Origin of the sequence: Halorarum salinum, from assembly GCF_013402875.1 — an archaeon.
In the GTDB taxonomy this organism is placed as follows: domain Archaea; phylum Halobacteriota; class Halobacteria; order Halobacteriales; family Haloferacaceae; genus Halorarum; species Halorarum salinum.
Map to the genome: position 1 here is coordinate 3,315,457 of NZ_CP058579.1, position 25,085 is coordinate 3,340,541.

The 25,085-nt window shown below is 68.0% G+C and carries 26 protein-coding genes; 13 read left to right on the forward strand and 13 right to left on the reverse strand.

The genetic code is table 11. The annotated features are described in order from the left end of the window. Positions 1-89: 89 nt before the first annotated feature. Together HUG12_RS16760 and HUG12_RS16765 are read left to right on the forward strand one after the other, a co-directional pair. Positions 90-542, forward strand: coding sequence for a helix-turn-helix transcriptional regulator (locus HUG12_RS16760; protein WP_179269877.1), 453 nt, complete (start codon positions 90-92; stop codon positions 540-542). 21 nt (positions 543-563) lie between these two features. Beyond that, positions 564-908 (forward strand): HalOD1 output domain-containing protein, encoded by a 345-nt coding sequence (locus tag HUG12_RS16765; RefSeq protein ID WP_179269878.1) that lies wholly within the window; start codon positions 564-566, stop codon positions 906-908. A gap of 102 nt (positions 909-1,010) precedes the next feature. On the opposite strand, the gene HUG12_RS16770 is transcribed toward HUG12_RS16765, so the two are convergent. From HUG12_RS16770 to HUG12_RS16780, 3 genes are all read right to left on the reverse strand, one after another. Continuing rightward, entirely contained in the window at positions 1,011-1,352 is a 342-nt protein-coding gene (locus HUG12_RS16770) for a HalOD1 output domain-containing protein (protein ID WP_179269879.1), read from the reverse strand. A 920-nt stretch (positions 1,353-2,272) separates the two neighbouring features. Beyond that, positions 2,273-3,118 carry a formyltransferase family protein gene (locus HUG12_RS16775; RefSeq protein WP_179269880.1) on the reverse strand — a complete coding sequence of 282 codons (846 nt, stop codon included), beginning with the start codon at positions 3,116-3,118 and terminating at the stop codon, positions 2,273-2,275. 545 nt (positions 3,119-3,663) lie between these two features. Then, positions 3,664-4,038, reverse strand: a complete 375-nt coding sequence (locus HUG12_RS16780) for a CBS domain-containing protein (RefSeq protein ID WP_218836340.1) — start codon at positions 4,036-4,038, stop codon at positions 3,664-3,666. Positions 4,039-4,264: 226 nt separating this feature from the next. On the opposite strand from HUG12_RS16780, the gene HUG12_RS16785 reads away from it, so the two are divergent. The 3 genes from HUG12_RS16785 (at position 4,265) to cruF (ending at position 7,577) form a co-directional block, all read left to right on the forward strand. Next, the gene (locus HUG12_RS16785) at positions 4,265-5,761 is read left to right on the forward strand and encodes a phytoene desaturase family protein (RefSeq protein ID WP_179269881.1); all 1,497 of its coding nucleotides are present in this window, start codon (positions 4,265-4,267) and stop codon (positions 5,759-5,761) included. A 3-nt stretch (positions 5,762-5,764) separates the two neighbouring features. Beyond that, on the forward strand, positions 5,765-6,655 hold the full coding sequence (locus HUG12_RS16790; RefSeq protein WP_179269882.1) for a prenyltransferase: 891 nt from the start codon (positions 5,765-5,767) through the stop codon (positions 6,653-6,655). Positions 6,656-6,716: 61 nt separating this feature from the next. After that, the gene (gene cruF / locus HUG12_RS16795) at positions 6,717-7,577 is read left to right on the forward strand and encodes a bisanhydrobacterioruberin hydratase (RefSeq protein WP_179269883.1); all 861 of its coding nucleotides are present in this window, start codon (positions 6,717-6,719) and stop codon (positions 7,575-7,577) included. A 45-nt stretch (positions 7,578-7,622) separates the two neighbouring features. On the opposite strand, the gene HUG12_RS16800 is transcribed toward cruF, so the two are convergent. Both HUG12_RS16800 and HUG12_RS16805 read right to left on the reverse strand, forming a co-directional pair. Next, a complete protein-coding gene (locus tag HUG12_RS16800) occupies positions 7,623-8,576 on the reverse strand; it encodes a phytoene/squalene synthase family protein (RefSeq protein WP_179269884.1) in 954 nt (317 codons plus the stop codon). Between the two features lie 133 nt (positions 8,577-8,709). Continuing rightward, positions 8,710-8,850, reverse strand: a complete 141-nt coding sequence (locus HUG12_RS16805; protein ID WP_179269885.1) for an HVO_2523 family zinc finger protein — start codon at positions 8,848-8,850, stop codon at positions 8,710-8,712. A gap of 87 nt (positions 8,851-8,937) precedes the next feature. Between HUG12_RS16805 and HUG12_RS16810 the strand changes: the two genes are divergently transcribed. After that, complete coding sequence (locus HUG12_RS16810; protein WP_179269886.1) at positions 8,938-10,461, forward strand: molybdopterin-dependent oxidoreductase; 1,524 nt, start codon at positions 8,938-8,940, stop codon at positions 10,459-10,461. A gap of 39 nt (positions 10,462-10,500) precedes the next feature. Next, complete coding sequence (locus tag HUG12_RS16815) at positions 10,501-11,361, forward strand: ZIP family metal transporter (RefSeq protein WP_246308075.1); 861 nt, start codon at positions 10,501-10,503, stop codon at positions 11,359-11,361. A gap of 44 nt (positions 11,362-11,405) precedes the next feature. Here the strand turns inward: HUG12_RS16815 and HUG12_RS16820 are convergent, their stop codons facing one another. Further along, on the reverse strand, positions 11,406-11,828 hold the full coding sequence (locus HUG12_RS16820) for a universal stress protein (RefSeq protein ID WP_179269887.1): 423 nt from the start codon (positions 11,826-11,828) through the stop codon (positions 11,406-11,408). Positions 11,829-12,114: 286 nt separating this feature from the next. Here HUG12_RS16820 and HUG12_RS16825 point away from each other — a divergent pair, with 286 nt between their 5' ends. Beyond that, on the forward strand, positions 12,115-12,954 hold the full coding sequence (locus HUG12_RS16825) for a VOC family protein (RefSeq protein ID WP_179269888.1): 840 nt from the start codon (positions 12,115-12,117) through the stop codon (positions 12,952-12,954). A 42-nt stretch (positions 12,955-12,996) separates the two neighbouring features. Here the strand turns inward: HUG12_RS16825 and HUG12_RS16830 are convergent, their stop codons facing one another. Then, positions 12,997-13,311 (reverse strand): hypothetical protein, encoded by a 315-nt coding sequence (locus HUG12_RS16830; RefSeq protein ID WP_179269889.1) that lies wholly within the window; start codon positions 13,309-13,311, stop codon positions 12,997-12,999. Continuing rightward, positions 13,308-14,315 carry a DUF7490 domain-containing protein gene (locus HUG12_RS16835; protein WP_179269890.1) on the reverse strand — a complete coding sequence of 336 codons (1,008 nt, stop codon included), beginning with the start codon at positions 14,313-14,315 and terminating at the stop codon, positions 13,308-13,310. The genes HUG12_RS16830 and HUG12_RS16835 overlap by 4 nt, the downstream gene beginning before the upstream one ends. A gap of 129 nt (positions 14,316-14,444) precedes the next feature. Here HUG12_RS16835 and HUG12_RS16840 point away from each other — a divergent pair, with 129 nt between their 5' ends. The 5 genes from HUG12_RS16840 (at position 14,445) to HUG12_RS16860 (ending at position 18,919) form a co-directional block, all read left to right on the forward strand. Next, positions 14,445-14,843, forward strand: coding sequence for a universal stress protein (locus HUG12_RS16840; RefSeq protein WP_179269891.1), 399 nt, complete (start codon positions 14,445-14,447; stop codon positions 14,841-14,843). Positions 14,844-15,058: 215 nt separating this feature from the next. Beyond that, positions 15,059-15,538 carry an Lrp/AsnC family transcriptional regulator gene (locus HUG12_RS16845; protein WP_179269892.1) on the forward strand — a complete coding sequence of 160 codons (480 nt, stop codon included), beginning with the start codon at positions 15,059-15,061 and terminating at the stop codon, positions 15,536-15,538. Positions 15,539-15,664: 126 nt separating this feature from the next. Then, complete coding sequence (locus HUG12_RS16850) at positions 15,665-15,928, forward strand: HalOD1 output domain-containing protein (protein WP_218836341.1); 264 nt, start codon at positions 15,665-15,667, stop codon at positions 15,926-15,928. A 1-nt stretch (position 15,929) separates the two neighbouring features. Next, a complete protein-coding gene (locus HUG12_RS16855) occupies positions 15,930-16,130 on the forward strand; it encodes a hypothetical protein (RefSeq protein ID WP_179269894.1) in 201 nt (66 codons plus the stop codon). A gap of 1,340 nt (positions 16,131-17,470) precedes the next feature. Further along, positions 17,471-18,919 (forward strand): hypothetical protein, encoded by a 1,449-nt coding sequence (locus HUG12_RS16860; RefSeq protein ID WP_179269895.1) that lies wholly within the window; start codon positions 17,471-17,473, stop codon positions 18,917-18,919. 414 nt (positions 18,920-19,333) lie between these two features. Here HUG12_RS16860 and HUG12_RS16865 read toward each other — a convergent pair whose 3' ends face one another. The 5 genes from HUG12_RS16865 to HUG12_RS16885 form a co-directional block, all read right to left on the reverse strand. After that, entirely contained in the window at positions 19,334-19,561 is a 228-nt protein-coding gene (locus HUG12_RS16865) for a HalOD1 output domain-containing protein (protein ID WP_179269896.1), read from the reverse strand. Positions 19,562-19,921: 360 nt separating this feature from the next. Continuing rightward, positions 19,922-21,151 carry an ornithine cyclodeaminase gene (locus HUG12_RS16870; protein WP_179269897.1) on the reverse strand — a complete coding sequence of 410 codons (1,230 nt, stop codon included), beginning with the start codon at positions 21,149-21,151 and terminating at the stop codon, positions 19,922-19,924. 145 nt (positions 21,152-21,296) lie between these two features. After that, positions 21,297-22,262, reverse strand: a complete 966-nt coding sequence (locus HUG12_RS16875; protein ID WP_179269898.1) for an alpha/beta hydrolase — start codon at positions 22,260-22,262, stop codon at positions 21,297-21,299. After that, on the reverse strand, positions 22,259-22,600 hold the full coding sequence (locus tag HUG12_RS16880; RefSeq protein WP_179269899.1) for a hypothetical protein: 342 nt from the start codon (positions 22,598-22,600) through the stop codon (positions 22,259-22,261). The genes HUG12_RS16875 and HUG12_RS16880 overlap by 4 nt, the downstream gene beginning before the upstream one ends. Before the next feature lie 219 nt (positions 22,601-22,819). Further along, a complete protein-coding gene (locus tag HUG12_RS16885; RefSeq protein ID WP_179269900.1) occupies positions 22,820-25,063 on the reverse strand; it encodes an amino acid permease in 2,244 nt (747 codons plus the stop codon). Positions 25,064-25,085 lie beyond the last annotated feature (22 nt).

Here is a 25,085-nt window from a genome sequence, read left to right on the forward strand (position 1 = left end):
GCGATTTCCGCTTCTCATTAATTGAACGTCATGTAGCCTAAAAAATTAGGGGTCAACTTCAACGGAGATTCATAACTATGGGATGGTAAATGGAACTCAGCCTCGAACGAATTCGTCGGAAGGTGTCCGAGACCCCATTGGGAGCATTCGTGTCAGTCGAGCGCTCTGCGGAGTCATGGAACGGCTCCGAAACTCCGACCGAGCAGCACGATCCCGAGCTGGAGGGTGTTCTCGGCGACTACGACCCGAGTAACCTGTGTAGCCAGAGGGGTTTTCTCTTCGAACTCGGGGTAACTCCCGACGTCTTCTTCCGTAATCTGATCGAGTACAACGGCGGCTCGCTTCCACAGAAGGAGTTCGGTACGTACACGAACTTGTCGAGTTCGACGATCAGCCGTCTCCTCGGGGAGATGGAGGACGATGGACAGATCGTCCGGGTGAAGGTCGGGCGGGAGAAACTGGTCTTCATCCCGGAACACGCCCCGTCGGACGGGTTCCCTTCCGACGACGCCGACGGTCCCCCGCTCGAGAGGGTTGATTGAGACGGCTCACGTAACAGTTCCATGCCCAACGATACCGAGGGCTTCGTGGACACGTACGCCCCAGAGCAAGAGCGGACGCTCCCCGAAGCCGTCACCGAGGCCGTAGCGCAGCACGGAGACGCGGACCCCGCTACGACCGACTTCGTGCTCTACGAGTACGTCGACCACGATGCACTTTGCCGACTCTTCCGAGACGACGGCAGCCAGCACCTCCTCGTCCAGTTCGTCGCCGACGACGTGCAGGTCACCCTCCGGGGCGGCACGGAGGTCGACGTTCACGTCGAGAGCCCACCACCGGATCGCTCTCGCGGATGTACCCGGACGGCCACAAGCAACGGGCCGTTCCACGACCCACACGGTTCGTGATGGCAGGAAGTCCGCCGTACACTATTCGACACCCACTGACGGGAACTCGTTCGTCCAGTGCAGCGAAGTGTAGATCGGAGGAGGGAACCGAACGGCGTCGTCTTATGCCGTCACGGTGTCGAAGACGGGTTCCGGGTCCGTGGGCTCGGTCGCATCACAGACGCGGATCCGGCCGTCGGCGCGGACGAACACGTTCCACGTGTCGAATTGGAAACTGAGGACCGTGTCCGCGTTCCCAGGCCCATCGCGGCGGGAGAACAGCTGGTTGAGCGCGTCGGTGTCCACGACGTCGTACAGGGAGGGAAGGTCGGTCGCATCGACGCCTTCCGCCTCCGCGAGAGCGCCGATGAGCGCCTCGACGGGCGATCGGTCGCTCTCGACGTGATAGCGCGCGTCAACGACCGGCGTACAGCCTCGATACAGCGTCAGTGGCCCGGATGTCATCGACGTCACTTGCAGGTACACCGACGTAAATCCTTTCCACAATGAACGTTCATCAAGTCCGGAAATCGGCCGGTAGACCGCGTCAATGCCACCCACGAGGGAACTGGGAAGGCCTACTTCGTGAGAAGTTCCCGGCGGAGGAATCACTAGGATGGTGAACGAGGAGACGGATGAAGCACACCGACCGCGTGGCCGACGTTGCTCGGTCGACGGGAACGGCGTGAATGGAACTCGAGGAGAAGAGCGTCCAAGGCGACCGATGGACGAAGCGGCCGTACGAACGGAGCGAACGGTGACCGAGCGTCTGCGGAGGGGCGAGGAGCGATCGGTTCGATTCGACCTGGGCGTTCCCGCAGGCACTCGCTACTTCGACGTCCAGGTGTTCCCCCTGAAGCCGGTTCGGGACCAACGCGCAGTCTGGCAGCAGTCGCCGATATCACCGATGAACGGCGGCCACGGGATCCGCAAAAGGAACCGGTTCACAGGTGAAAAGGGGCTGTTCGGACGCTCCGGTCGTTCGAGAGGGGTGAAGCCCCGACGAAAGGTACACCGACGAAGGAGATCGTCGATATCGTCCGACGCGTCGTTCTCGTCGAGAAAGTACAAATAGCTGCTACGAAGGCCACGCGAACCAATCAGGCGGCCACGCTCCGAGGTCGTGGTGGTCGCTTCCGTTCGAGCGCCGCTTCAGTTACCCGGCGAGTTTAAAAACCTCGTAGCGAACGATTCCGGAGAATGCCGACGCCGGCCGACGTCATCAGCGTGCTGATGGTGCTCGAGTTCGTGGTGATGTCCTCGGTAGTGCTTCTCCTGGTTCCCCTCGACGTTGCAGCCCCCTCATCCCGCTGCTCCTGGTCCTCCTGATCGTTCTGAGGTCGTATCGGTCGTGGTCCGTCCCTCCCTCCCGCACCTGCCGTGGCTCAATGGTACCTCGAAAGGCGGGCGCTCCACGGAGTCCCGTTTTGACGTATCTTCCCCGTGGCCGTCTTTCGCAGGTACGTCAGGACTGGCCGCCCCCGGGGGTGCGTGTAGAGGTCGCCGAGTTCGCTCTCGGAGAGCCGTACCGGTTCGTCATCCGCGTTCCGGAGCGTTCGGATTCCCTCGGCGAGCATGCCTTCGGAGGCCGCGTACAGTCGGGACTTGACGGCGCCCCACGTCGGAGCGTTGGCGATGTCAACGCGGCGCTCGGCGAGGATCTCGCCGCCGTCGAGCGTCTCGGTGATGCGCTGGAGGGTGACCCCCGCCGTCTCCCGGCCGTGGACGTACTCCCAGAACCCCATCGGTTGGCCGCGGTACTCGCGGAAATCCCCGTGGTGGAAGCTCAACACCCCCATCGTGGGCGCAGAGAGCGCCTCGCCGACGAGGAATCCGAAACCGAATCGGAGTGCTACGTCCGTCCCGGCCAGTCGGTCGACGGCCCGTCCGGGGAGCTGATTCTTCCAGCCGTCCGCGGTAACTGGATCACAGGTCAGCCACTCCGGGTCCTCCAGGCCCTCAAGGTCGCGGACCGGGACCTGCTCGACCGCATCGGGTTCGTCCGCGAGGAGTTCGATGCCGGCCGCGACCGGCCCCCACTCCCGCAGTTCGACGAGGCGCCGGACGGCGTCGACGGGTGATCGCTCCCCCGTGGACGCCTCCTCGATCACGAGGACGACCTCCGCGGACGTCTCGTCGAGCATTCGTTCGGTCGCCGTAGCGGCCCACTTCGCGAGCGTCGGTCCGCTCGTAAGCAGCGCGATTCGGATCCGGCGTGGTGTTTCTGACATGAATGGTTCCCCGTCTTCGACCCGCGTCGGCGTGTGAGGTGATGCACGTGGCGTCGATAATCGGGGAGGTTGCAGAGGAAGGAGTGACTTGAGGTTTGGCCGGCTTTTCAGCCGCTGAAAGCGCCGATTTCGACGCCGCAAGTCATCGGATCGGCCCGTTCACCGAACGTACGGGCGACCTCGAATTCGAACTCATCGTCGTCAGTGTGGTCCCCGTACTTCGCGGCGCGTCTCGTCCGACCGTGGACCGTCGGACGTCCGAGGCTCTCGGTCTGAAAGCAGGATTTCCGGACGCGACGAACCTCCGGGACCGCGACGACGATGCGGCTCGCAGGAAGGTGTGGCCCAGCCAGGACGACGTGATGTGGCTCTTGCGTGCGGCCTCGACGAAGGAGCAGCGCATCGAGTTCGCGCTCGGCGTGCGACGTGGGTTTCGTTCGAAGGAAGCCCTGGACGCCGCTGCTTTCGTCCCCCGTCGCGGCGCCGCCGTCGGCGCGAACGCCCCGTCGAACCCGTCGTTCGTGCCGGTGCGCCGTCGACCGCGGCTACGAGAGGTGCGCGGTGACGTCGGTCGAGGAGACCATCCCGACGTAGTCGTCGTCGACGACCGGGAGGTGCTTGATGCCGTAGGTGATCATCATCGCCGCGGCCTCCTCCAGGTAGAGCTCCGGCGCGGCGGTCTCCACGTCGGTCGTCATCACGTCGGAGACCCGCAGTTCCGAGGTGTCCCGGCCGTCGGCGACGGCGTCGAGCACGTCCGTACTGCTGATGATGGACCGCGGCGTGGTGAGAACGACCAGCGCGCTGATCTCCTCGTCCCGCATCCGCCGCGCGGCTTCCCGCACCGAGGCGTCCTTCGGGATCGTCTCCAGGGGCGTGGACATCACGTCCTCGACCGTCGTCCTCCGTTCTTGGCTCATGTCGGAGGAAACGGTGGCGAAGGGTAAGGTGTTTCCCCTCCTTCAGGTGGGCAACTCCGGACCGCCGGCCCTGCGTGGAGAGGTCACGGTCGCGCTCGCTCGTCGGCATTCGGAACGACGGGGAGGCCCCGACGTCCGCCGGCCGATACACGACGAGCAAAACGGACCGGGAGCGACGTCCGGGGGCCGCCCACCTTTATGCGCCCCGCATCCGTAACACGGTTCCATGCGCGAGCCCCGGGACCTGTCGGCGCTCGCCGGCGACGAGGTGGTCGTCGTCGGTGGCGGCTTCGGCGGGCTCTCGACGGCCTGTTACCTCGCGGACGCGGACGCCGACGTCACCCTGCTGGAGAAGAACGGCGGCCTCGGCGGACGAGCCTCCACGCTGGAGGCCGACGGGTTCCGGTTCGACATGGGGCCGTCGTGGTACCTCATGCCCGACGTGTTCGAGACGTTCTTCGGCCACTTCGACCGGGAGCCCGCGGACTACTACACCCTCTCACGGCTCGACCCCCACTACCGCGTCTTCTTCAAGGACGGCGACGAGGTCGACGTGGTGCCCGACCGGGCGTCGAACCGGGAGACGTTCGAGTCGTACGAGGCGGGCGCGGGCGAGGCGTTCGAGGAGTACCTCGCGAAGGCCAGGGAGAACTACGAGGTCGGGATGGAACACTTCGTCTACGAACACCGCGAGCGCCTCCGGGACTTCCTCGACCTCGACGTGCTCCGCCACGCCCGGGGGCTCTCGCTGCTCGGGACGATGCAGGGTCACGTGGAGGGCTACTTCGATAATCCGAAGCTCCAGCAACTGATGCAGTACTCGCTGGTGTTCCTCGGCGGGTCGCCCCACAACACGCCGGCGCTGTACAACCTGATGAGCCACGTCGACTTCGAACTCGGCGTCCACTACCCCGACGGCGGCATCGGGGCCGTCGTCGACGGCATCGCGGCGCTCGGCACGGAACTCGGGGTCGAGTACGTCACCGACGCCCCGGTCGCGGCCATCCACGGCGCCTGGGGCGGGTTCGCCGTCGAGACCGAGTCGGGCGACCGCCACCTCGCGGACCGGGTCGTCTCCGACGCCGACTACGCCCACACCGAGCAGGAGCTGTTGCCGCCCGGGAAACGCCAGTACGACGCCGACTACTGGGACTCCCGGACGTACGCCCCCTCCGCGTTCCTCTGCTACTGGGGCGTCGAGGGCGACGTCGACCCCCTCGCCCACCACTCGCTCGTGCTCCCGACCGACTGGGACGGCCACTTCGCGGACGTCTTCGACGACCCGACCTGGCCGGACGACCCGGCCTACTACCTCTGTGCTCCCTCCCGGACGGACGATTCGGTCGCCCCGGAGGGCCACAGCGCGCTCTTCGCGCTCGTGCCCGTCGCGCCCGGACTCGACGACGCTCCGGAGCGGCGGGAGCGCTACCGGGAGTTCATCCTCGACGACGTCGCCCGACACGCGGGCGTCGACCTCCGGGGCCGCATCGTCCTCGAGGAGACGTTCAGCGTCTCCGAGTTCGCGGACCGGTACAACGCGCGGAACGGCACGGCGCTCGGGCTGGCACACACCCTCCGGCAGACGGCGCCGTTCCGCCCCGGACACCGTTCCTCGGCGGTCGACGGGCTCTACTTCACCGGCTCGTACACCACCCCCGGCATCGGCGTCCCGATGTGTCTGATCAGCGGGTTGCTCACCGCGGAGGTCATGGCGCGTGAGTGAGCCGTGACCTCGAACCCGTCCACGCCGGGAGCGCCCGCCTCCCGGGTCGGCGCGCTCGTCGCCGCCTCCCGGCCGCGGTTCTGGCTCTACCTCGCCGGGCCGGTGCTCGTCGGCCTCGCCTTCGGCGCCCCGTCGGTCCCGGCGCTGTTCGACCCCCGGAACTGGCTCCTGTTCGGCTACTTCCTCGTCCCGGCGAACGTCCTGCTGTACGGCGTCAACGACGTGTTCGACCGCGAAGTGGACGCGGGGAACCCGAAGAAGGACCCGGCGGAGGGGCGGGAGGTCCGCTACCGTGGCGGCCCGTCGATCCCGCTCGCCGTCGTCGCCTCGGCGCTGCTCGGACTCGGGCTGTTCCCGCTCGCGCCGGCGGCCGCGTGGCCGTACCTGGCGGGGTTTCTCCTCCTCGGCGTCGGCTACAGCGCGCCCCCGGCGCGGTTCAAGTCCCGACCGCCGCTCGACTCGCTCTCGAACGGCCTCTACGTCCTCCCCGGCGCGGCTGCCTACGCGACGGTCGCGGGCGCACACCCCCCCGCGGCGGCGCTCGTCGGCGCCTGGCTCTGGGCGATGGCGATGCACACGTTCTCCGCCGTTCCCGACGTCGGCCCGGACCGGGATGCCGGAATCGAAACGACCGCGACGGTCCTCGGGGAGCGGCACGCCCTCGCCTACTGCACCGCGTGCTGGCTGCTCGCGGCGGTCGCGTTCGGCGCCGTCGACCCGCGCCTCGGCGTCCCGCTTCTGATCTACCCGGCGCTCGCGGTCGGCGTCGCGTGGACCGACGTCGACGTGGCCCGGGCGTACTGGTGGTACCCCGCGATCAACGCGACCGTCGGGGCCGTGCTAACGATCGGCGGGCTCTCGCGTCTCGTCCCGCCGGGGGCGGCGCTGCCGTGAGCCGTCGCCGTCGGACGCCCGGGGCCGCAGGCCGACCCGTCGGACGGGCCGGAGGCTCCCGATGAGCGCCGTCACCGCGTCGCTCCGCGAGCGGTTGCCCGACGGCCGACGGGAGGCCGAGGCGCGCCTCGACGCGCTCGTCCGCGGGAACCGGTTCACCATCTCGGTGTTCTTCCCGCTGAACGGCGCCGTCCTGCTGCTCGCGAGCGCGGAGGGGCTGCTCCCCCCGCCGCTGGCGTTCAACGGGGCGCTCATCCTGCTGGGGACGCTCGTGATGCGCTCGCCGCTCCTCGTCGGAATCGCGCCAGTGACGGGTCGACGGGTGCTGGCCGGGTCCGGCCTGCTGTCGCTGTACGCGTACGCCGTCGAGTACGTCGGCGTCCGGACCGGGTGGCCGTACGGGCCGTTCCACTACGGCGTCGACCTCGGCCCGACCCTCGCGGGCGTCCCGGTCGGGCTCCCGGTGTTCTTCCTGCCACTCGTCGCGAACGCGTACCTGCTGTGCCTGCTGCTGCTCGGCCGCCTCGCCGAACGGCCGGCGGTCCGACTCGGCGCCGTCGTCGCGCTCGTGCTGGCGATGGACGTGGTGCTCGATCCCGGCGCCGTCGGACTGGGGTTCTGGGTGTACGAGGCCGTCCCTCCCGGGGGCGGCTTCTACGGCGTCCCGGCCTCCAACTTCGCGGGCTGGGTGCTCTCCACGAGCGTCGCGACCGCGACGCTCGACCGGATCCTCGACCGGGCGGCCCTGCGCGAGCGGCTGGCCGACTGCGAGTTCGCGCTCGACGACGTGGTGAGCTTCGTCCTGCTCTGGGGAGCCGTGAACGCCTGGTTCGGCAACCTGGCTCCCGTCCTCGTCGCGACCGCCATCGGTGCCGGCCTCGCGTGGTCGGGTCGGTTCGACGCGTCGCTGCTGTGGCCGTGACGGTGGACGCCCCGGAGGCCGACCGCGCGGGGACGCGGTCGGCGCTCAGGGGACCGACAGCCGCTCGCGCGACCCGCCGTGGACGTCGGCCGTCCCGTCGTACTGCACCGCGCTCGCCCGTCGGAAGGCGGCCTCCGGGTCCCGCGTCCGCACCCACGCGAGGGACGTCCTCGCGAGCAGGAACGCCTTCCGGGCGGTCCCCAGCGAGGGCGTCCTCGTCAGCGTGTCGTACCCCAGCGAGCGGACGAGTCGGTGGTGGTCGGCGTACAGCACCGCCGCGAACAGGACGGCGAACCGGCAGTCGGACGGCAGGAGTTCGATCCCGGCGACGCCGTCCCTGTACAGCGATTCCGCCCGCAGGAGCTCGTGTCTGATCGCCGCGGCGACGGAGCCGTCGAACTCGAGCCGACGGACCTGTGCGACGGTGGCGCCGTGCTCGGCGAGCGTCTCCGCCGGGAGGTACACCCTGTCGCGTTCGACGACGTCCTCGCCCACGTCGCGGACGAAGTTCGTGAGCTGGAACGCCTCCCCCAGCGCGGTGGCGTGAGGTATCGCGGCGTCCGGGTCCTCCGGCTCCATGACCGCGGTCATCATCCGACCGACCGCGCCGGCGGAGCCGTCCATGTACGCGCTCAGGTCGCCGTACGTCTCGTACCGGCGGGTCTCGACGTCCGAGGCCATCGCATCGAGGAACGCCCTCACGTCCCCGTCGGCGATGCCGAACTCATCGCGGACGTCCGCGAACGCCGAGAGCACCGGGTCGGCGGTCTCGACGTGACCGAGCGCCGCGGCGCGGAGTCGGCTCAGTTCGGCCCGCTGTTCGGCCGGCGGTCCGGGGTCGGGGTCGTCGACCACCTCGTCCGCGAGCCGGAAGAAGGCGTACATCACGTACGTCGGGTGGCGGACCCGCTCGGGGAGCACCCGCGTGGCGAAGTGGAACGTCCTGCCGGTCCGCCGCTGGATCCGTTTGCTCCGCGCGATCGGATCCGCGTCGTTCATGGCCCGACCCGGCGACGCCTCGCCCGGTCGCGGCGGTGCCCTCCGCGCATCGAGTGGCTAGATACGTCGGCGGCACCGACCATAACAGTTGGTGGCGGCCGGAACGCGTCGATCCGGCGCCGGCGGCGTCCGATCAGTGGAAGAACGTGTCCGAACAGTCCATCACGACCCCGTGCCGTGGACAGACGTACTTGCAGTGGCGGTGCTCCATCGAGACGCCACACAGCGGGCAGGGGCGCGTTCGTACCGATCCGTCCTCGCCCGCGTCATCCATCACCCCCGCTTCGTCCCGTCCGGACATGAGTGTTCGGCCTGCCGCGTCCGCGCCACTGCTTTACCGACCGGGCACCTACACGGACCGATGCGCAAGCCGACGGTGTCGCTGACGCTCGTCGCGCTCGCCTCCGGGACGGGCGTCCTCGCCGGGTCGTTCCTCGCCGCGGGGTTCACGGACCGGTGGGTGGTCCTCGCGCTCGCCCGGACGGCCTTCTTCCTCGCGCCGGACGCGCTGGTCGCGTTCGGCATCCAGCGGCTCGGAGACGCCGCACAGCCGCTGCTCGTCGCGGGTGCCGCGCTGGCCGGGGTCCTCCTGTTCGGCGCGCTCGCGCTGGGGACGCTGTCGGGCGGACGGGCGCTCGACCGCGAACCGGCGGAGACCGCGTTCGCGGTGGGGGCCGTGCAGGCGGTCGCCGCGTTCGCGCTCGCCGTCGCGCCCGTCCCAGCGCTGGCGGGAGGCGCGGTGGGCGCCGCCGTGGCCGGGCTCGGCGGCCCGGGGACGACCGAGGGCGTCGACGTCGCCCGCCGCGACCTCCTTCGGTCGGCCGGCGGGGCCGCAATCGCGGTCGGGGTGGCGGCAGCCCTCGGTGTCGGACGGGCCGGTGGGCCGGGTGGCGGCGACGACGTCCCCGACGGTCCGGTCGAGGACCCGCTCGTCCGGCGACTCCTCGGGACCGCGGCGGAGCGTTCGCTCGCCGTCGCCGACGTCGAACCGCTCGTCTCGGAGGAGTTCTACCGGGTGGACATCAACCCGTCCGACCCGGAGGTCGACGCGGACTCGTGGGGGCTCCGCGTCGGCGGGGCAGTGGAGACGGAGCGCCGGTACGACCTCGCCGACCTCGCCGGGCGCCCCGCCGAGCACCGGTTCGTCACGCTCCGATGCGTGGGCGAGCGGCTGAACGGCACCAAGATGGACACGGCGCTGTGGACCGGCGTCCCGATGGCGAACGTCCTGGCGGAGGTCGGCGTCCCCGAGGACGAACCGTGCTGCGTGTTCCTCCGGGCGGCCGACGGCTACTACCAGGAGTTCCCGCTCGAGGCGCTCGAGTCGGCGTTGCTCGCCTACCGGATGAACGGCCGGCCGCTCCCCACGGCCCACGGCCACCCGGTGAGGGTGCTCGTCCCGGGCCACTGGGGCGAGATCAACGTCAAGTGGCTCACCGAGATAGAGGTGATCCGCGAGGAGCGCCGGGGCTACTGGGAGGAGCGCGGTTGGAACGGGACCGGGCCGGTCAACACGGTCGCGAAACTGCACGGCGTCGAGACGGCGGACGGACGCGTGACCGTCGGCGGCCACGCCTACGCGGGCACCCGCGGGGTCGCCGCCGTGGAGGTGTCCACCGACGGCGGGGACGCGTGGACGGAGGCGGAGTTGTCCGAGCCGCTTCCGGGTTCGACTTCGGCCGACGCCGACCCCGAGGGGGAGGACCCGGAAGCGGGCGAGGCGGCGGACGCCTGGCGGATGTGGCGCCACGAGTACCGGGCCGACGACCCCCACGAGGTCGTCGTCCGGGCCGTCGAGGCGGACGGGACCGTCCAGCCCGCCGAGGAGGCGGACGCCTTCCCGAACGGCGCGAGCGGCTGGGTCTCCAGGGACGTCTCCCCCTGAACCGGAGGCATTATTAACGGTCGAAATAGATTTAGTAATATGTCGGACGGGACCGTCGGGTGGTCGGTGGGCGAGGGACGGGGAGGGGCGACGCTCCTGGGCGGGGCGAGCACCGCCCTGCTCGTCGTCGCCTCCGGGCTCGCGTGGGGAGCCGGACGCGAGAAGCTGTTCGGGATCGCCTGGGTGGCGTTCCTGGGGATGGCGCTCGCCGGCTGGCTCGGCGCCCGTGCGCCCCGCGAGAACGCGGGCGCGCTCGTGTGGGGCTACGGACTCGCCAGCGGCGCGATGGTGACGAGCGCCGCCGTCTTCCTGCTCCCGCAGGCGATCGGCCAGCATGCGACCTACGGGGGATTCGGCGTCGCGCTCGGCCTGCTCTCCGGCTTCGGCGCCCACACGCTCGGCCACCGCCTCGCGCACCTGAACCTGCCGCTCGACCGGACGCTCGCGGCACTGACCGCCCACGCCGTCGCGGCGGGGGCGATAATCGGCATCATCTACGGCAACATGCCCGACCTGGGGCCGTTGCTGGGGCTCGCCATCGTCTCCCACAAGGGACCCGCCGGCTACGCGGCGGTGAGCCGCTACGCCCGCCGGGGCGGGAACTGGCGCGCCATCCTCCTCCCGGCGGCCGGCGTCGGAGTCGCGGCGGCGGCCTCCTCCTTCCTCGCGCTCCCGGCCTCAGCACCGGTCCGGGGCGTCGTCTTCGGCTTCGCGACCGGCGTGTTCCTCCACGTGGCGATGGACTTCCTCCCTGAGTGCGAACTCGGGAGCGAGGTCCACGAGTCGCTCGCCCACGAGGGCGACGCCCACGCGGTGCTCGATCGACTGCGCGTCCACGCCGTCGCCAGCACCGCGGTCGGCGGGCTCGCGGTGTTTCTCGCCTGGTTCGTCGTCGCCTGAGCCGGGTCGGGGCCGGCGAACGGCAGCGACCGTTCCGACCGATCTCACCGGACGACCGTGACCGTGCCGGGTGCGCGGCGGACCACCTGCTCGGCGACGCTCCCGAGCAGCACGCGCGACACGCCGGTCCGCCCGTGGCTTCCGAGTACGACGTGGTCGAACCCGTGCTCCTCCGCGTAGTCGACGATGCCCCGGGCCGGGTGGCCGACGATCGTGTCCGTCGTGACGTCGATGCCCTCGGCGTCGGGGTGCTCCAGCAGTTCCTCGAACAGTTCCTCGGCCCGTCGCTCACCCCTCGCGATGACCTCGTCCCAGTCGACGAGGGGACCGGTCTCGAAGGCACCGGTGTACCGCTCCGGGTTGACGACGTGCAGGAGCGTGATCGGCTCGTCGGCGTGCCCGTGGAACGCGTACTCCGCCGCCCTCCGACCGGGGTCGGAGTCGTCGCACGCGACCAGCACTGCCATGCCCGTAGTTCGCGCCGCCCCGAGATAAAGCCGGGAGGTGCCCCCGGGGGGCGAGGCGGGACGGGGAGCGGACGAACGTCTCGGCGGGGGCCGTGCGGATCATCGACCGTCCCGCCACGTCCCGGTGACGTCGGCGCCACCCGGTGAACCCCACGTCCGCGAAGCTATATCAGGGTCACCCGCCAACGTCCGATACTGACTCGTCAATGAGCGACGCCCACCACGACCGCCGGACGGCCCCGACCCCACGGGACCTCGCCCGACGTGGACGGCCGGCGGGGTTCCGATGACGCGGACGGCCGCCGTCCCGGACGCCGCACGCATCGGCCGCACGGCGCTCCGCGTCGCCGACCTCGGGGCGACGACCGCCTTCTACCGAGACGTCGTCGGCCTGACGGTCCAGTCGAAGGGCGAGGCGACGGCGACGCTCGGCGCCGGCGGGACGCCGCTGCTGGTGCTCGAGGGGGACGAGGAAGCGCCCCTCCGTTCCCGCGACGGGACGGGACTGTTCCACAACGCGTTCAGGCTCCCCTCGAGGGGTGCGCTGGGCGGGGCGCTCGACCGGATCCGGGACCGGTGGACCCTCGACGGCGCCTCCGACCACCTCGTGAGCGAGGCCCTCTACCTCGCCGACCCCGAGGGGAACGGCGTGGAGGTGTACTGGGACAAACCTCGGGAGGAGTGGCCGCGTGCGGACGACGGGACGGTGCGGATGGACACGCTGCCGCTCGATCCGGAGGCCGTCGCCGCGGGATCGGACGGGGCCCCGGAGGCGCCCCCCGGAACGACGGTCGGACACGTCCACCTGGAGGTGTCCTCGATCGACGCGACGCGGGCGTTCTACGTCGACACGCTGGGGTTCGACGTCCAGTTCGAGTCGGGGAGCGTGCTGTTTCTCGCGGCGGGGGACTACCACCACCACATCGGCGCGAACACGTGGAACGGCCGGTCGCAACCTGCCGACGGCCGCGGACTGGCGTGGTTCGAGATCGTTCTGCCGGACGAGGCGGCGCTCTCGTCGCTCCGCCGCGGGCTGGCGGACGCCGACGTGGCGGTCACGGAACTCGACGACGGCGTCGAGGTAGCCGACCCGGACGGGATCCGCGTCCGACTCCGGGCCGAGTAGTCCGGCCCGTCGCCGGAGCCGTTCCCGAACGGAAACCCGGCCTCACCTGATCCGGCGCACCTGCACGGCGATGCCGTAGCCCGAGAGCAGCAGCAGGACGAGGTTGAACGCCGCGTGGAACAGCGAGCGGTACTCGTGGACGATCCACTGGTCGATGGTCGAGGAGGCCGCGAGGTAGAATCGCAGGCCGGCGACCACCGCGAGCAGCACCAGCGCGACGAGCGCGGCGCGGTTCAACAGCCCCGTCAGGTCGCGACCGGCGCTCTCGCCCGGGGCGTCGTGCCCGGCGGTCGCGCCGCCGGTCGCGGTCCGTTCCTCGTGCTGGTCCGTCGAATCGTGAGTTGGCGTGTCAGTCATTCGGATCTCCTCCGTGTGAGCAGCGCGCTCGCGAGCAGCGCGACGACCGCCAGCGCGGCCGTGAACCCGGGCGTGTCGACGTCCGTCTCCCGTCTCGCCCCGTCCTCGCTCCCGCCTCGTTCGGCCCCGTCGTCCGTGAAGTCGCCGACCTCGAACTCCACCTCGCGCTCGGTCTCGTTCGCGGAGATGGTCTCCCGGGGGTCGAGGTTGGCCACCGAGCGGGCCGAGTCGACGAGCACGCCGTCCCTGTACAGCGCGGCGTCGACGTAGTAGTTGTACTCCGAGGGGACGGTGAGCGTCGTCTCGGCGTTCGCGGTCCGACCGGGCCTGATGGCGCCGGCGTCGACGCTCGCCCGGTCGGCGACGAGGTTCGAGTCGGCCTGCCGGAGGACGAGCTCGACCCGGAGGTCGCCGCTCTCCCCGTCGCCGCCGTTCGTGAGCGAGGCCGCCACGCGCAGGGTCGTCCGGTCGTCCTCGACGGAGTCGACCGACACGGCCAGCGGGGGAACCACGTCGCTCACCGTGAAGCGGACGTCCGTCTCGGCGTACGCCGGCGCGAGCGCGTTCACCCCCCGCACCTCCGTCGAGCTGCGGTCGACGCGCTCGCCGTCGCGGAAGACGACCGTCTCCAGTTCGTAGCCGCCCTCGCGGTCGACCCGGAGGGTGGCGTTCACCGGCACCGACCCGTCGCCCTCCATCGTCCCCACGTCGACGGTCCGCTCGTCGGTCAACAGCCCGGACTCGGCGTCGTAGGCTCGGTAGCGGACCGTGACGTTCTCGGTCGGGTTACCCCCGTGGTCGACGCGGCCGTGCAGTCGGAGTTCGGCGGTAGCGCCGGAGATCTCGCCGGGCGCGACCGCGACCTCCTCCACGCTCACGCGGCCGGGCCGGACCGGGTCGTCCTCGGCGGGGGACGCGAGGACGCCGGGCCCGACGAGGGCGGCGAGGAGGGCGATCGCGAGCACGCCGGCGGCGCCGGCCGCCAGCAGTCTCTCGCGTGACATGCTCGCGGCTTCTCGAACCCGCGGTAAATGCTTTGTGCGATGACACGGCGCGACGGAGTCCGGTGGTAGCGTCGTCGGCCGGGCGGAGTCGGCGGTATCGTTATCGGCCGGGCGGACCCACTTCGTGGCATGCTGTTCGTACTCGCGACCGACTCGGTCCACACGAGCGAGCTCCTCTGTGGCTACCTGCGCGTCCGCCTGCAGGAGGGCGACGAGGTCCACGCGGTGAACTCGAAGCGGGGCGGCGACAGGACGGACGCCGACGAGATGCGCGAGGGCGAGGACGCCCTGGAGGCGGTCGAGCAGCGTCTGGCGGACGTGGTCCCCGTCGAGGTCCACCAGTACGTGCGGGGGAACGACCCCGCCGAGGACGTGCTCGCGCACGCCGGGAAGGTGGACGCCGACGAACTCGTCGTCGGCATCCGGAAGCGGAACCCGACCGCGAAGGTGGTGTTCGGCAGCGTCGCCCAGGACGTGCTGTTGCGCTCGAACCTGCCGATGCGCGTCGTTCCGCGGGAGTCGGCGTGAGTTCGTGACGGGAAGTGGCGGTCGGTCGCGGTCGTGCTCGGCGGATTCCTTCCCTCACGTCGGGATGGGTTCTACCGCCACGGCATCCTCGAAATCCCCTCCAGCGCCAACCCGAGATCACCGAGCGAGCTACCGTTCGATTCCACTGCCCGAATCGGCACGCCCGCTCGCGTCTTGTCGAAACTCCCTTGGACACGGGTGACGGTACTCGACCCATGTCCACGGACGCCCTCGACGAACTCGATTTCGGCATCCTCCATCTGCTCCAGGAGGATGCCCGCAACACGTCGCCGGTCGACATGGAGGAGCTCCTGCCCGTCTCCGATACGACCATCCGGAATCGGATCGAGAAGCTGGAGGAGCGGGGCGTCATCAAGGGATACGTCCCGTTGATCGACTACGAAGCGGCCGGCTTTCCACTGCGCGTCAAACTCGTCTGCACCGCTCCCGTCCGGGAGCGGTCAGCGCTTGCCGGGGAGGTGCTACAACTGTCCCACGTCGTCGACGTCGAGGAGATGTTGAGTGCCCGCGAGAACATCCGCGTCCAGGTCGTGACGAACAAGTCGGAGGAACTCAACGAAGTAACGTCCCAGTTGGACGCGCTGGGCCTCACGATCGAGCGGGAGAGCATCCTGCGGGAAACTCACTCGCGCCCCTTCAACCATTTCGGCGAGAACATGGTCTCGAACGAATAGCGAGTCCCCTCCGAGGTTACGTTATACCGGGTAAGCTTCGAATATTCAACCCCTTATATATTGTAAAGGTCGTCGAGCCAGATAATTGGACAATTCTTTTACCGTCTGCAAACTTGCGGGCGGTCGATGGAGCCACCGAGAGAAACGCAACCTGTCGCTCGGGAGGATGTTATCATACATCGAATCGTGTCCGCGATCTCGGAGGCTGCCAACGTCGCCACCACCGAACTGTCGACGCCACTCGACGAGGTCGTGGATGCTGACGGGCTCGTCCAGTTACTTTCCAACGGCGACGAGACGATTCGTGTCACGTTCCAGTACCAGCAGTACGTAGTCGAGGCACACGGTGACGGCGTCGTCGAGGTCACCGATTCCGGGGGTGGGGACTGAGATGTACTACTGTGTCTGTCAGACCTGCAGGGAGGACGACCTCGTCGAGGAGTTCGAGCGGGCACAGGAGTACTTCAACGAGCATGCGGAACGGCGGTGTGAGGTCGAGATCGTCAACGTCGAATTCGCCGACGAGCAGCGGAGGCCCGACCCACCGAGATCCACCCCCTCGCCGGAGAGCGCGCCACCCGCGGACGAATAGAAGACCGTCGGGCGTCGTCACCCGAGAGTTCCTTTCCGACCTTCCGTTCGCGTGACGGACACTGAGAAGAATCTGCGAAGTCACTGACGTTGAGCACCAATTAGTCGTAGTGGTGTGGCAGGACTTGTATCTCGCCCTGCTCGATGAGGACCCTGACGGCGTACCCTCGACAACACGTCTCAAATGGCCGGGTGACCGAATCCTGGTTGGTATCCACGTAGAGACGATATCTCGTATCGTTCGCTAACAAACCTTCTCGTCGTAACTCCTCTCCGGACGCGAGCGTAGCTGAGTGATTAAGGACGGTTGTACTCTTGCCGAGATCCGAGAGGGAAAGGTCAATCTGCACCGACTGCGACTGCAAATTCGCCACCTGCAGATTACTCCGATACAACAGATTGCTACTGAAGAGACCAATGGTACCGATTCCAGCCGCTCCAGTTACCCCACCAGCCAGAAGTTTCCGCCTGCTCACAGTCATTTTCTCAACCATCTCTGCAACTCAATAAATGTCTTCTGCGCCAAATCACCTACAACTACACAAGAGATACCTCTATTACCTGTACTGAGCGTTCGAACGATGTTGGCACGGGGAGTGGATTCCAGACAGCGGTGCACGAACCAGCCGCCAAGCAGGTCTGCTTACCTAGCGGTGATGGCTGCAAAGTAAGCCTGTTCCGTCAGTTCGTGAAGAGGGTTCGAGTTCTCAGGACCGACAGTCGGGACCCGCGTCGAAGTCACCACCGGAACGACTCTCGGAGACGGACGGCCAACCCCTCTTCGACGGCATGTCGGGGCGTGCATCTTTCTACTTCCCAACTCTGGAGTTCGTTCAATAATTCCCGAAGTAAGGGAGTTCAGGCGAAATGGTTGTTTGAAACTCATTTATGGATGTGATAATAAAAAGCAATGGGAGTTTTAGAGAAGACGGCTCGTAAATCTCCGGCTTCAGCCGACTCGTTCACATCGTGTTGTGGTCGGTGCGGCCCGCACGGCGGTCACGAGTTCACCCTATCAACACCGACAACATGAACCAGAATAACTCGGAGCCCGACTCCACCACAGAGCTGGGGCAAGACGATGACGCATCGACCGAGAACCACACGGATGCTACCGAACCAATGGATTCGAACGAGAAGGTCTCGTTATCAAGGCGGGATACGTTGGCGTCGACCGCGGGATTCGGAGGGCTCGGGTTACACTCGCTTGTCGGAGGCGGTGGATCTCGTGCACTACGGAGTGAGTCCCCTCTACAGCTTACAAACCCTGGTTCCTATCCATGGCGGCAAGTTGCAACCCTGCTTCCGGATTTCACTCGCCATGACGTCGAATCGGTTGCAGTGAGTGGTGACAACGCTGTTCTCGCTGGGTCCGAAGGAATCTTCTTCGATCGACGGGATGGCGAATGGAATCGAGACACGAACGTTCGCCCGGATATCGTCACACGGGACGTCGCTTTCGGTGTGGCTGCTTCGCTGAGTGGGGACACGGCGGTTATCGGAGCTCCGTACGATACTCCTACGTTTTCGGGGAGCGTGTACGTATACCGTCGACGGAATGGCGAGTGGACCCGGGAGACAAAGCTCGTTCCCGATGATGTCCGGGCAGGCGGCCGATTCGGACAATCCGTTGCGGTCAGTGGGAACACTGCTGTTATCGAAGCAAGAGGCTATGCAGGAGAGCTGGGAGCAGTATATGTGTTCAGTCGTCAAGGAGGTCAGTGGAGTCGAGAGGCGAAACTGGGTCCCAACGACGTGGAAGAGGAGCACGTGATGGGACGGTCGGTTGCAATCAGCGAGAATACGATTGTCATCGGAGTGTATGATAACGTATCGGGTGATGCGTATGTCTTCAGTCGCCAGAATGGACAATGGGAGCGTACAACGACACTGCATCCCGATGGAAAATCCTCCTACAAGTTCGGGAACGCCGTGGCGGTGAACGAGGACACCGCCCTAATTGGGGCGATCGAGGACAATGGGTTTCGGGGGGCAGTGTACGTCTTCAACCGCTCCGGCGGCAGTTGGGATTCGGAAACGAAACTACGGCCGAACGATCCTCACCCAAGTAGCTGGTTTGGGCAGGCAGTTTCCATAGATGGAAACAGCGCCCTCGTCGGGGCACCTGGAGACCTATTCACCGTCGAGAATGGGGGCACCGCCGGACCTAAAAGTCTTCCTGGGTCAGCGTACGTGTTCGCTCGTGAAGATGGAGACTGGACTCAATCCGGGAAACTGACTCCAATGTCCGAACAGTACGAGCGATTTGAGGAATTCGGCGCAACGGTTGCACTCAGCGAGGCCACGGCTCTCATCGGTGCGTCACAAGACAAAGATCAAGAATTCGACCAAGCCTTGATGTTCAACTACGGAGGATATCAGGGTGAGACGTCCGAGCTCGTACCTGAATCGAGCATCGAGTGTGGAGGGATGATCGAGTGCCACCTCGGGGACGATAGCGGCAGTGGACAGGACTCAACCGGATTCCCGTACGCTGATCATTTCTACGACGTTTATTCGTTTTCGGGGAAACAACACGACATCGTGACGATCTCGATGGATATTGACTATTCAGGAGGCCGTACGGGCGAATCCCGCAATCCATACCTGATTTTACTTGATCCGAGCCAAGGTGTCGTTGCTGCAGATGATGATAGCGGCCTGAGAAAGAACGCGCTCATCGCGACAGAACTCCCTGAAGATGGCGAGTACACGATCGTTGCAACAAGTACTGAACCCGGACAAAAATTCGAATATTCGATCAGGCTCGGATGTGAGAACCCTGAATAGAAACTCAAGCGAGTCTTCGGTCCCCGGCGTGACGCCAAGTGGCAGCGGAGCGTTGGATGTCAGTGCTACAGTGAGAACGTCGGTCGCTGTCGGGGTTCCTCGCATTCCGGACGCGACGGTCGATTCCACGTCTCGTGTTTCGCCCAAGCCATTACAGCCGGCGGTAACAATGAGCAGAAATAAGAGCGCCGGGAGATCGTGACGCTTGGATAATAGGTTCGCATTGGAGTGCGCCGATGAGTGCTTTCCCTGTACATAGCCTTCCATCAGTCAGCCGCACGGGGCCACTTCCGAGAATCACCTAGTCGCGGTAACCGTCCGTCTGAATTGGCCTATCCACAGCCAATCCTGCTACTAGACATCTTCAACGACGAGTGATTGAATCCACCGCTAAACAGGCCTGCGAACTGGTTTTCAAGTTGCGTGGGAGGCGGACTCGGCAGGTTCGATACCGACTGTGTTCTCGCTGATCAGGACATGGTAGTCAGAGATCGTGAGCGAGATGGCGGTGAGGGCGTCGTTCCCGACGAGAGCGTCAAGCGCGTCAGTACCGACGTGCTCGCTAAGGGGAGTCTCGAGTACGTCTGCTGCCTTCCTCGGTTCGCCGTTTTCGAAGACGGCCATGGTTTCGATGATGGCCACACTCGGTGAGACAGTCGACCAATCATATTGGCGTTGCACTCCCTCAAATTGCGCGAAGTTGGGGGTCATACGGCTGAGTCAATGCCGAAGACGGATGGGAGTATCGTTATTATGTGTACAGTAAGAATTCCCAATCAATCCCAACCCAACCAATCGATTCGGGCTTCACCTGTACGTAGCGACGATCGGTGTCGAACCCGTCGTCGGTCGAGGGTTCGACGGAGCCTCACCGTTGCGAGCGTCAGCGTGGCCGATGGGATCCCTTCCGATCGAAAACTGCCGTCCGCTCGCCTCCCTAGCCGACTCGCTCGCGTCGCGCGCGCCGCCACATCGGTGATCGAGCCGAGCGGCGAGACGTCGCTACTCCAGCAGTTCGGCCGCGAGCGCGGGCACGAACATCCCCACGTCGGTGACCATCCCGACCGCCTGCGCGGAGCCCCGGTCGAGGAGCTGGGTCACCGTCGCGGGGTTGATGTCCACGCAGACGACCTTCGTCGTCGAGGGGAGGCAGTTCCCCACCGCGACCGAGTGGAGCAGCGAGGAGAGCATCAGCACCAGGTCGGCCTCGTGGGCCTGCTTCCGGATGGCGTCCTGGGCCTCCACCGCGTCCGTGATGGTGTCGGGCAGGGGGCCGTCGTCGCGGATCGACCCCGCGAGCACGAACTCCCGGTCGTTGGTCACGCACTCGTACATCACGCCCTCCCCGACGAGCCCCTCCTCGACCGCCGCCTCGATGCCGCCCGCGCGGGCCACCTGGCTGATGGTGTAGATGTGGTGCTTGTGGCCCTTCCGCGGGTGCTCCATCGTCTCCACGTCCATCCCCAGCGACGTGCCGTACATCGACCGCTCCATGTCGTGGACCGCGAAGCCGTTGCCGGCGGAGACGGCGTCGACGTACCCCTCGCGGACCAGGTGCGCCAGCGCCGGCCCCGCGCCGGAGTGGATGACCGCCGGGCCGGCGACGACGAGCACGTCCCCGCCCTCGGCCTTCGTCTCGGCGACCGACTCCGCGATCCGGCGGATGAGCGACTCGGACGGCCGCTCGGCCGACACGCCCCCGCGCATGAACCCGAACGGTCCCGACGAGCCACGCGGACGCTCGGGGGGCTTGACCCGGATTCCGGCGTCGCCCGTCACGACCCGGTCGCCCGCCTCGATGGCGTTCAACACCTTCGTCCGCGCCCGCACCGACCCGTCCTCCGCCTCGGAGACCACGATGGCACAGTCCATCTCGATCCCCCCGACGGGCACCCACTCGCCGTCGACGCGGACGTCCGTCGGGTGGTTCGTCGTCGAGTAGAAGCCGTCCGGGACGACCCGGTCGCCCGGTGCGGGTTCGAGCGTCGCGTCGGTCGCCGCCGCCAGCGTCGCGCCGGACTGGTGGAGTTCGTGGAGGATGGGGTGGAGCGTCGCCTCGTCGGGGGCGAACACCCGGAGCCTGCAGTAGGACGCCTCGTCGCTGTGCTTTCCGACGTCGAACTCCTCGACCTCGAACTCCCCGCCCATGTCCATCACGACGGTGAATGCCCGTTCCATCAGCCCGGAGTCGATGATGTGGCCCTCGAGTTCGACCACCTCGCTCGTGCTCATACCTCCCCGTCAGGCCGCGAGGTTGAAAAGGTAGCTCCGGCGGCGAGTTCGGCGGGTCGGGGGCGCGTGGTGGAACGACGGGGCTGACGCGTGGTCGGGCGACGGCGACCGGCGGGTCCACGAGAGCGGTGGGACGACGACGCCGTCACAGCGTCGCGCGCAGGAACGCGAGCTGGTGGTCGACGAGTTCCGGGAACGCGTCCCCGTGGACGTCGAAGTGACCCATCCGCTTCGCGACGAGCGTCGGGTCCGGGAGCGCCTCGACCAGGCCCGCGACGGCGGAGAACGGGACGACCGCGTCCGCGGTGCCGGCGACGACGAGCGTGGGCGCGCGCACGTCCTCGGCCGACTCGACGGGGCGGTACCGCGGGAGCGCGAGGAGGGTCCGCGCGGGCGTCCGGTTCCGCCAGCGCGACTCGCGCGGGACGAGCCGGAGGTACCCCTCCTTCGCGCCGGGTTCGTTCAGCGCGGCGAACTCGTCCGGCGCGCCGAACACCTTCACGTGGTGGGGCCGGCCGACGAGCGAGCCGACCCGGTCGCGGAGCCCCGCGCCGGCCGCGCGCAGGAGGTACCGCTTCGACTTCGTCCGCAGGAGCGTCCGGCCGTCGACGAACGGCGCCTGCGCGAGCACGGCGTCCACGTCGCGTCGCTCGGCGGCCACCCGGATGACGTGACCGCCCGAGAGCGACGTCCCCCACAGGGCCCGGCTCCCGCCCACCTCGTCCAGGTCGTCGACCCGGTCGAGGGCGGCGTGCCAGTCGTCGAGCTGTCGGCCGGGCAGGACGACGGCCTCGCCCTCCGAGCCGTCGAAGCCGCGGTAGTCGAAGGTGAGGGCGGCGTAGCCCGCCTCCGCGAACCGTTCGGCGTAGCGTTCGAGCCCGAAGCTCGCCTCGGCGGCGAAGCCGTGCGCCATGACGACGACCGGCGCGTCGTCGGCACTGGCCGGCAGGTAGAGGGTACCGGCGCAGGCGTCGCCGTCGGATCGGAAGGTGACCCGGCGGGTCGCGTACGCCTCCCGCGAGGGGGACCCCCCGCGTCCGGCGCCTCGTCGGGTTCCGGCGCCCCCGGCGCGGCGTCCGGAGCCGCCCCCTCCGGCGTGGTCGCGGGTCATGGCTCCTCCAGCGTGTCGAGCACGCGCGCGGAGAACTCCTCCTCCGAGATGCGGTACGCCGAGAGCGCCTCGATCCACTCGGGGTCGAGCCGCCAGTACCCCTGCACGTCCCCGGGCGCCCTGATCACGGTCGCCTCCACGGGGACGGGGTCCCAGGCGCCGTCGTCCGCCAGGTCGATGAGGGTGTTGCAGACGCGACCCATCTCGCCGTGGTTCACCGACGCGCCGGGGAAGGCGGTCAGGTACGTCACGTCGAGGACGTCGCCGCGGGAGACGGACTCGACGCTTATCGCGTTGCTCCGCAGCGCCGCCTCCACACCCGTCAGGTCGCCGGGCATGCTCGACAGTTCCGCGGCGCGTGACTTACCGGTTCCGGGGACAAAACGGACGGCGAGGCCCGGGGGCTGGGGGGATGACATGTCAGAGGCACACGTGCCCGCCGGACCTGTCGCCACCCGAACGAGTGGATTCCCGGGACTTAATCCCTCGGTGAAGCGGAGTTCACCACACGTTATGATTCTTATGTGTCGTGGCCGAGCGAAGCGACTCGTGGCCCGTCACCGACCGAGGAGCCGTTCCCGGAGCGAGCCGTGGCGGGGACGCTCGGCGAGCAGGACCGAGCAGTCGACGTCGTCGACGACCGTCATCGGGATGGCGCCGCCGACGAGGCGTCGGATGAGCCCCTCCCTGGTCGCGCCGATGACCATGAGCGAGCAGTCGGCCGCCGTGCGCCGGATCGCCTCCTCGACGTCCCCCGTCTCGACGACGCGGTCCGCGTCCTCGAGCCCCCGTTCGGCCGCCCAGGTCTCGAGGAACGACTCGCCCTCGGCCCGGTCGTCCGCGACGTGGAGCAGGGTCACCTCCGAACCGAACGCGTCGCGAAGGTGTCGTGCCGTCTCGGCGGCGAGGTCCGAGTCGGGGCCGCCCGCGGTCGGGACGAGCACGCGCGAGGGGTCGAACCCGCGGTCGCGCAACACGAGGAAGTCGCACGGGAGCCGCTCGGTCAGGTCGTCGAGCGCCCCCTCGACGCGTCCCGGCGAGCCGTGGCTGTCCGGCCCCCACCCCATCACCACGAGGTCGGCGTCCTTCGTCCGGGCGGCGTCGAACACCTCCTCGAACGCCCGGTGGGAGATGACGGTGCTCGTCTCGACCTGCACGCCCATCCCCTCGGCGTCGATGCGGGCCCGTTCGAGCAGTTCGCCGGCGTAGTCGTCGAAGGAGTCGACGTGGTCGGCCGCGTACGACAGCGACGTCTGGTCGGGCACCGAGACGATGTGGACCGCCTCGAGGACGCCGCCCCGGCGGCTCGCGACCGCCGCCCCGAGCCTGACGAGGTCCCGCTCGGTCTCGGGGTTCGCGAGCGGGACCATCACCCGGAACTCCCCGCCGTCCGGCTGGGCGGCGGTCACGGCCGACACCGCCGGCTCCGGCATCTCGTCGGCTCGCGAGAGCACGTACTCCGTCAGTTCGCCCCGCGCAGTCGTCCGGGACCGGGCGTACGCGAGATACCAGAGCACGGCGAACGCGACGAACCCGGCGCCGACGAGGATCACCGTCGGCTCGATGAAGGCGATGAGCCCGAACGAGAGGACGGCGCCGAGGATCGGCGTGGCCGGGTAGAGCGGGACGCGGTAGGAGGGGTCGTAGTCGGCCACGTCGGCCTCCCGCATCACCAGGAGCGCCAGGTTGAGCAGCCCGTAGATGATCAGGTGGAGGATGCTCCCCAGCGTGGAGAGGGTGTTCACGTCCGCGACGGCGATGAAGAGGAGGATGAACCCGCCCGTGACGGCGATGGCCCGGTACGGCGTGCCGAACCGCGGGTGGACCTCGTTCAGTTCGGGGGTGACGATGCGGTCGCGACCCATCGCGAAGTTGATGCGCGAGGAGGCAAGGATGGAGGCGTTCGCCGAGGACGCGGTCGCGAGCAGCCCCCCGACCAGCATCGCCACGGCGCCGAGGGGGCCGAGGACGAGCCGTGCGACCTCCACGACGGCGATGTCGCCGCCGCCGAGCCCAGCGATGTACCCCTGTTCGACGGCCGCACTCATCACGAACAGCACGAGCGCGTAGATGAGCGTCACGATGAGGACGCTCCCGATGACCGCCCGGGGGAGGTTCCTGTCCGGGTCCTTGATCTCCTCGGCGACGCTCGTGATCTGGACGAAGCCGAGGTACGAGACGAAGATCAGCCCGGTCGTCGTCAGCATCGGCGACACGCCGGTTCCGGCCGGGACGTTCGAGAGGTCGGCCCGGAGCGACCCGGCGACCGTGAACGCCGCGAGGATGAGCACGAGCACGCCGACGATGACGTTCTGGAGCCGTCCGGTCTCCTTGGCGCCGACGTAGTTGACGAGCACGAACAGCGTGGCGGCGGCCAGCGCGACGCCCGTCGTCCCGACGGGGACGCCCACGGTCAGGCCGGCCACCGGGCCGAGGGTGAGTTCGCCGCCGGTGATGGCGACGACGTACTGGCCGAAGCCGACCATGTAGAACGCGCTGGCGAACGCGAGCCCCATCCAGTTGGCCCACCCGGCGATCGAGCCGAAAAGCGGCCCCAGCGCGCGGTTGACGTAGAAGTACGCCCCGCCGGAGCGCGGCATCGCGGTCCCGAGTTCCGACGCCGAGAAGGCGGTGAGCAGCGCGATGACGCCCCCGAGCACGAACGAGCCGATGGCGAACGAGCCCGCCCGGGTGATCGCCTCCCCCGGGAGCACGAAGATGCCGGCGCCGATCATCGTCCCGACGCCGATGGTGAGCGCGGCGAACGGGCCGAGGTCCTTCGCCAGTTCCTGATCGCTCACGGGGGGCCACCTCCGGCCTCAC

What these genes read in the sequence shown, in the direction of transcription:
- HUG12_RS16805 (WP_179269885.1), bottom strand. Translation starts at nt 8,850, where the DNA reads ATGGATGACGCGGGCGAGGACGGATCGGTACGAACGCGCCCCTGCCCG.
- HUG12_RS16845 (WP_179269892.1), top strand. Translation starts at nt 15,059, where the DNA reads ATGTCCACGGACGCCCTCGACGAACTCGATTTCGGCATCCTCCATCTG.
- HUG12_RS16825 (WP_179269888.1), top strand. Translation starts at nt 12,115, where the DNA reads ATGACGCGGACGGCCGCCGTCCCGGACGCCGCACGCATCGGCCGCACG.
- HUG12_RS16870 (WP_179269897.1), bottom strand. Translation starts at nt 21,151, where the DNA reads ATGAGCACGAGCGAGGTGGTCGAACTCGAGGGCCACATCATCGACTCC.
- cruF (WP_179269883.1), top strand. Translation starts at nt 6,717, where the DNA reads ATGAGCGCCGTCACCGCGTCGCTCCGCGAGCGGTTGCCCGACGGCCGA.
- HUG12_RS16830 (WP_179269889.1), bottom strand. Translation starts at nt 13,311, where the DNA reads ATGACTGACACGCCAACTCACGATTCGACGGACCAGCACGAGGAACGG.
- HUG12_RS16850 (WP_218836341.1), top strand. Translation starts at nt 15,665, where the DNA reads ATGGAGCCACCGAGAGAAACGCAACCTGTCGCTCGGGAGGATGTTATC.
- HUG12_RS16855 (WP_179269894.1), top strand. Translation starts at nt 15,930, where the DNA reads ATGTACTACTGTGTCTGTCAGACCTGCAGGGAGGACGACCTCGTCGAG.
- HUG12_RS16875 (WP_179269898.1), bottom strand. Translation starts at nt 22,262, where the DNA reads ATGACCCGCGACCACGCCGGAGGGGGCGGCTCCGGACGCCGCGCCGGG.
- HUG12_RS16760 (WP_179269877.1), top strand. Translation starts at nt 90, where the DNA reads ATGGAACTCAGCCTCGAACGAATTCGTCGGAAGGTGTCCGAGACCCCA.
- HUG12_RS16785 (WP_179269881.1), top strand. Translation starts at nt 4,265, where the DNA reads ATGCGCGAGCCCCGGGACCTGTCGGCGCTCGCCGGCGACGAGGTGGTC.
- HUG12_RS16780 (WP_218836340.1), bottom strand. Translation starts at nt 4,038, where the DNA reads ATGAGCCAAGAACGGAGGACGACGGTCGAGGACGTGATGTCCACGCCC.
- HUG12_RS16880 (WP_179269899.1), bottom strand. Translation starts at nt 22,600, where the DNA reads ATGCCCGGCGACCTGACGGGTGTGGAGGCGGCGCTGCGGAGCAACGCG.
- HUG12_RS16835 (WP_179269890.1), bottom strand. Translation starts at nt 14,315, where the DNA reads ATGTCACGCGAGAGACTGCTGGCGGCCGGCGCCGCCGGCGTGCTCGCG.
- HUG12_RS16770 (WP_179269879.1), bottom strand. Translation starts at nt 1,352, where the DNA reads ATGACATCCGGGCCACTGACGCTGTATCGAGGCTGTACGCCGGTCGTT.
- HUG12_RS16765 (WP_179269878.1), top strand. Translation starts at nt 564, where the DNA reads ATGCCCAACGATACCGAGGGCTTCGTGGACACGTACGCCCCAGAGCAA.
- HUG12_RS16810 (WP_179269886.1), top strand. Translation starts at nt 8,938, where the DNA reads ATGCGCAAGCCGACGGTGTCGCTGACGCTCGTCGCGCTCGCCTCCGGG.
- HUG12_RS16815 (WP_246308075.1), top strand. Translation starts at nt 10,501, where the DNA reads ATGTCGGACGGGACCGTCGGGTGGTCGGTGGGCGAGGGACGGGGAGGG.
- HUG12_RS16820 (WP_179269887.1), bottom strand. Translation starts at nt 11,828, where the DNA reads ATGGCAGTGCTGGTCGCGTGCGACGACTCCGACCCCGGTCGGAGGGCG.
- HUG12_RS16775 (WP_179269880.1), bottom strand. Translation starts at nt 3,118, where the DNA reads ATGTCAGAAACACCACGCCGGATCCGAATCGCGCTGCTTACGAGCGGA.
- HUG12_RS16800 (WP_179269884.1), bottom strand. Translation starts at nt 8,576, where the DNA reads ATGAACGACGCGGATCCGATCGCGCGGAGCAAACGGATCCAGCGGCGG.
- HUG12_RS16840 (WP_179269891.1), top strand. Translation starts at nt 14,445, where the DNA reads ATGCTGTTCGTACTCGCGACCGACTCGGTCCACACGAGCGAGCTCCTC.